The sequence below is a fragment of the Pseudogracilibacillus amylolyticus (SeqCode) genome (assembly GCF_051918545.1).
Lineage (GTDB): Bacteria > Bacillota > Bacilli > Bacillales > Amphibacillaceae > Pseudogracilibacillus.
Genome location: NZ_JBPPZG010000228.1, coordinates 1 through 5,879, shown reverse-complemented (window position 1 = coordinate 5,879; position 5,879 = coordinate 1). Strand labels below are relative to the sequence as shown.

Annotated in this window: 5 protein-coding genes; all 5 read right to left on the bottom strand. The window is 36.2% G+C overall.

What is annotated here, in order from left to right; translation table 11 throughout:
* The coding region (locus ACPYKA_RS18015) for an aldehyde dehydrogenase family protein (RefSeq protein WP_479543588.1) at positions 1 to 410 on the bottom strand (410 nt) is incomplete at its 3' end.
* A 71-nt stretch (positions 411 to 481) separates the two neighbouring features.
* Positions 482 to 1,720, bottom strand: coding sequence for a PucR family transcriptional regulator (locus tag ACPYKA_RS18010; RefSeq protein WP_479543587.1), 1,239 nt, complete (start codon positions 1,718 to 1,720; stop codon positions 482 to 484).
* Between the two features lie 308 nt (positions 1,721 to 2,028).
* Positions 2,029 to 3,165 (bottom strand): CamS family sex pheromone protein, encoded by a 1,137-nt coding sequence (locus tag ACPYKA_RS18005; protein WP_479543586.1) that lies wholly within the window; start codon positions 3,163 to 3,165, stop codon positions 2,029 to 2,031.
* On the bottom strand, positions 3,162 to 5,177 hold the full coding sequence (gene ligA, locus ACPYKA_RS18000; protein WP_479543585.1) for an NAD-dependent DNA ligase LigA: 2,016 nt from the start codon (positions 5,175 to 5,177) through the stop codon (positions 3,162 to 3,164). The genes ACPYKA_RS18005 and ligA overlap by 4 nt, the downstream gene beginning before the upstream one ends.
* 13 nt (positions 5,178 to 5,190) lie before the next feature.
* Positions 5,191 to 5,879: 3'-5' exonuclease (locus ACPYKA_RS17995; protein ID WP_479543584.1), on the bottom strand; the 689-nt coding region annotated here is incomplete at its 5' end.

Sequence of the window (5,879 nt, the reverse complement as noted above, 5' to 3'; positions counted from 1 at the left end):
GCTTCAGCAGTATCTCCATCTGCTTCCTTCCAAGGTTTACCGCCTTCTTTTACAAGCAATGCACTGAACTCATGCTTACGGCGACGTACAATTGCAGCTGCTCTAAAGAGAATATCCGCTCTAAAACGAGGATCCGATTTTCTCCATGTTTCAAACGTTTCATCAGCAACCTTCATTGCACGTTCAGCTAGTTCCTGATTCGCTTTGGAGACATACCCGATTACTTCTTTTTTATTTGCTGGGTTAACGGAAACTATTTTGTCTTCCGTAGTAATTCTTTCTCCATTTATAATTAAAGGATATTCTTGCCCTAAATCTGCTTCTACCTTCTTTAATGCCTCTTGCATTTGACGTTTATTTTCTTCAATTGAAAAATCAGTAAAAGGTTCATGTTTATATTCAACTACCATTATGGTGGCCTCCTTTAAAATAATCAGCTAATTATAGTGATACCCTGTTCATTCAATTCTAACCAATGCACTTAATAAAATTGTTTCTGATAAAATTCATAGTAATCCGGAATATGATTTAATGCAATTAACTGAGAATATAATTCAGCTCGTTCGTGGATGTTATCGAAATCAATATTTGTTAATTCCACAATTTGTTTAACTCTATAGTTTAATGTATTTGGATGGATAAATAACATTTCAGCGGTTTTTCCAACTCGACAATTATTTTTTATAAAGTACCAAAGCGTTTTTAGTAACTCACTGTTGTTTTCAGCATCTTTTTTCATGATTTTTACGATTTTTTCATTCCGGTAATTTTCGCTTACATTTTTCTTGTACATATACTTGATATAACGATATATTCCCAGTTCATCAAATGAACAAACTACTTGATCCAAGTTTAAAAAAACGAGTGTTTCAATAACTTCTAATGCTTCAAGATAACTTTGTCTTATCTGGCTTATTTTCCGATATTCATTACCGCTACCGATAAAAACAGCTTTTCTTTCTGCTTTTGAAAAACTTTCTAGTAACTGCTTTTTTACATGATCTGTTTTTTGTTTTGATGATATTTCTTTATTACCATCAACAATTCCAACTATTTCTGTACCTTTTCCTAAATAATAAGCAATTTTTTCTTTAAGAAAAATCTCTTTTACTGTATTTAACATATACAAAAATTCTGGATCTTGTATGGATACGATAATGATAGTAAATTCCTTGGGTACTTGATAGGATGCAATACCCACGGCACGATGTATTTCTACATCATTTAAAAACTCACCGTTAAGCAATTTCCAAATGACAGTCGGTAGATCATTTTCAATGGTTTGTTGTTCTTCAAATAACAACTTACCTAGATAAGGCGCTACTTTTGTGATAAAATTTAAAATTTCCTCATCAATAGATTCATCCGCTTCGTAAATCCATAAGTAACCCCGTATTATATTATGATATTTTAAACTAACAACAATCCGTTGATAAAAGCCTATGTCTTCAATTGCCGGTAGCCTGAGAGGTCTTTCCTCCCATTTTAATCGGTCAATAATCCCTTCTTTTTTCAAACGTTCGATAATAAATAACGGGCACCTTTTTGATAAGATTGTCTTTTGCTGTACGGGATCAAATGAAAATTCATTTGGTGAACTGTAAGCAATAAGTTCAAAATCTCTATTTTCTACAATTACTCCTTTTTGTAGTAAATCACTTAATTGCTCTACTAACTGATGTACATCATTCGCTTGAAAAACCTTCTCAGTTAAATCCATCCGCTTCTCTCTTCTCCCCTAATTTTATTCACTTAACTAGATTGTACTTGGTAAAATAAAGCATGTCTACAATCGAAGCCAATTTAAGGGGAAAATTGAGAGTTTCTCACTATACCTCTAGTATAAAACCAGGACTCATGGCTTTCAATATTGCCCGTACATAAATTTACCATCTTCTTATTGTGGATCTTCCACAATACAGGTGATTTATCATAATTCTTTAACAACTAGAAAATCGTTGATTAGCTGTTCTCAGTAGTAGATCTAATCAACGATTTTCTTTCATGAAGATATTTAAGCTTGACTATTTAGTGATATATATGAACGTTTGGTTCATCTTCTCCTGCTTTACGATAAATTAAACTTTCCGAACCATTACTTGAGGTTACATCCACTTCAATATCATAATAGTTAGGGAAAATTTCTTTAACGAGTCCATACACATATTGCGTAAACCCGATAACTTCCCCTTTACCATAAAATTCAATTGGCACTTCAATCGATAACTGTGTTAAATTTTTGTCAATATAAAGTCCTCTTCCAGCCACCCCAACATAGTTAGGAAAATAATCGGCAATTTTTTCGCTAAAAGTCTTAACCTTTTGATGATCTTCATTATATTTTTCATTTGATCGGTCGGAAGGAAACAGTACGTTCTCTTCATTAATTGTTTCCCATTTACCGATAGTATTTTCACCTTCACCGACTAATGTTTTAGCAACAAAGTTTCCGGGTACAGGAGAGGATTGCTCTTCTTCTCTGAATAATGCAATCATAATCGGTACCTTTTTTAATTCTTCATCTTCTTGTTCTCCTAGTTCTCGAATCGCTTCAAGTACTTTTTGGGCAATTTTCTTTCCTTCTTCTTCCATTTCTTTTTTAGGAATCTTTTCATAATAATAATCGCCACCTGTTTCCGTTTGAAATCGGTAAACAGATTTAAGAGAGATTCCAATAGATAAACCGACAAGTTCTACCGTGTTATTGTCTTTTCTCTCCAAATAATTTTGTTCAAGAATATGAGAAAAAACTCGGGGATTGTTTCGATGTTCCTTAATTTGCTCTTTCTCATCTTTTTTTTCTTTTACATTTGGATTTAAAGAATCAATAATTTCATAAATAAATTCAGTTTCTAAATACTGCCCCTCTTCATATACATACTTTTTCGGGTCAAAGACTGTCGTAGAATGACGTCGTAATCCTTCTTCTAGTTCATCGATATCGACTCGGTTAGTTACTTGGTTCGTAATAGCTCCCCGTGCCAGGCTAGGGCGATAGGGTAAAAGCATTTTATATTGATCATCCGATAAAGAGTAGTTTGGGATAATTGATATCTCTGTCTCCCCTTCATTTTCTTCTGGCTGTACAATCTCTTCTTGGCTTTGGTTTGAACAACTTGAAAGCAGTAGAAGTGCACATCCCATTAGTATTATTAATCGTTTCATGTAGACACTCCTTTAATGGCTGCTTCTAACTGGGATTCATCCCAAATGGGAATATTTAATTTTTTTGCTTGGTCATACTTTGAGCCAGCAGCGTCCCCAGCAATGACTAAATCAGTATTTTTACTTACGCTACTTGTTACTTTACCACCGTTTACTTCAATGAATTCCTTCGCTTCACGTCGCGTAAATTTTTCTAATTTCCCTGTTAAAACGACTGTTTTATTAGTAAACATTTCTGACACCTCAGGGTCACCGTCTGTTTGACGACGCTCATAAGTCATATTTACCCCGAGTTCATTAAGTCGTTCCAGTAATTCCTTTACTTTTTCTTGTGCAAAATAATGAACGACAGCATCTGCCATTTTTTCACCAATCTCATTTATCGCAACGAGTTGATCATAGGTTGCTTGTTGGATTTTCTCCATCGTTTCAAATTCTTCCGCCAAAATTTGCGCAGCTTTCGCACCGATATGACGTATACCGAGACCGAAGAGCAATTTTTCTAATGAGTTTTTCTTCGATGCCTCGATAGCCGAAATTAAATTGGATGCCGACTTTTCACCCATACGCTCAAGTGGTAGGAGCTGTTCTTTTTTTAGACGATATAAATCATCAATGGAGGTAACTAATGTTTCTCTAAATAATTGGTCAATAACTTTTTCTCCAAGGCCGTCTATATTCATTGCATCCCTTGATACGAAATGAATCAACCCTTCTTTTAATTGAGCCGGACAATCCGGGTTCATGCAACGAAGTGCAACCTCATCATCTAAATGAACTAACTCTGTTTCGCATGCCGGGCAATGTGTTGGCATTTCATACGGCACTTCTTCTCCAGTTCGTTCAGTTGTAACGACACGAACTACCTTTGGAATAATATCTCCCGCTTTTTTTACAATAACCGTATCTCCAATTCGAATATCGAGTGCACGAATTTGGTCCGCATTATGGAGAGTCGCTCTGCTGACCGTTGAACCATCAATAAAAACAGGTTGCAAAATGGCGGTAGGTGTTACTACCCCTGTTCTGCCAACACTTAACTCAACATCTTCTATTTTTGAAATGGCTTCTGTCGCTGGAAACTTATAAGCGATTGCCCATCTCGGGGTTCTTGCCGTATAGCCTAATGTTTCTTGCTGCGAGAGATCATCGACTTTAATGACAATGCCATCAATTTCATATGGCAAGCTCCCTCTATTTTCGGTCCAGTAAGTAACATATTCAATCACTTCATCAATTGTCTGGCACTTTTTCCACTCTTTATTTATTTTAAATCCTTGTTCTTTAAGATATTCAAGTCTACCGCTATGTGTTTGAATTTCATCGATTGTCCATTGTCCATAACCAAATAAAAATAAATCTAAATTACGAGTAGCTGCAATCCGGGGATCAAGCTGTCTTAATGAACCTGCTGCAGCATTTCTCGGATTAGCAAAAAGCGGTTCACCATTTTCTTCACGAATTTCATTTAGTTTTACAAAAGAATGATGCGGCATATAAGCCTCTCCGCGAACTTCTAATAGTCGCTGTTCCGGGATATAAAGAGGTACGCTTCGAACGGTTCGTAAATTACTCGTAATATCTTCGCCTACACGACCATCCCCTCTCGTTGAGCCCCGAATGAACTGTCCATTCTCATACGTCAAAGCCACAGCCAAGCCATCTATTTTGAGTTCACAAACATAAACTACTTCCTCGTTTAAACCATTCGTAACTCGGCGATGAAAATCCCGAAGTTCTTGTTCATCAAAGGCATTACCAAGACTTAACATTGGTACTTCATGTTCTACTTTTTCAAACCCCTCAAGCGGCTCACCCCCAACTCGTTTCGTCGGTGAGTGAGGGAAAATTAAGTCTGGAAAAGCTTCTTCCAGTTTACGTAATTCTTGAAATCTCTTATCGTATTCTGCATCTGGAATACTCGGATTATCTAATACATAATATTCATGGGCATATATATTAAGTTGGTCTACTAAAGCTGCCATTTTTTCTTTTGCTTCTTGTTTATTCATCTATCTTAACACCTCATTGTTTCGTAATCGGTGCAAATTTCGCTAATAACCGTTTAATTCCTGTCGGTGCTGGAAAAGCAATGTCCAATTCCGTTGAATCGCCTGTTCCTTGTACGTTTACGACTGTTCCAACTCCCCACTTATTATGGTGCGCCTTATCTCCGGCTTTCCATTCCTTATTCTCCGCACCAGTTGACGATATTCTTTCTGCCTTTTTACGAGGCAATTGTTTTTTAATAGGTCTATTTGTTCCTATCGAATTTACTGCCTGATTATCTAAGAAAGGATCGCGGATCTGGCGTTTTTTCTCCACCATTCCGTCAATTAAATCTTCCGGGATTTCTGTAATAAATCGGCTAATTGGATTGAAATTCGTTCGACCATAAAGTGTCCGCATATTCGCATGAGTTAGGTATAATTCTTTTTCCGCTCTTGTAATCCCTACATATGCTAAGCGGCGTTCTTCTTCCATTTCTTCTTTATCCATCATCGATCTACTATGTGGGAAAATATTTTCTTCCATTCCAATTAAAAATACAACCGGAAATTCCAACCCTTTTGCTGAATGGAGTGTCATCAATGTAATTTTCTCATTTTGATCAGCCGCCGTATCATCCATTGAATCAATATCAGCGATTAACGCTAAATCCGTTAAAAAAGTAACTAATGTCGTATCTCCTTCACTCGTTTTTTCAAAATCTT

Bases quoted from the DNA above. Each gene is read 5' to 3' on its own strand.
- ACPYKA_RS18010 (WP_479543587.1), bottom strand. From the start codon at position 1,720: ATGGATTTAACTGAGAAGGTTTTTCAAGCGAATGATGTACATCAGTTA.
- ACPYKA_RS18005 (WP_479543586.1), bottom strand. From the start codon at position 3,165: ATGAAACGATTAATAATACTAATGGGATGTGCACTTCTACTGCTTTCA.
- ligA (WP_479543585.1), bottom strand. From the start codon at position 5,177: ATGAATAAACAAGAAGCAAAAGAAAAAATGGCAGCTTTAGTAGACCAA.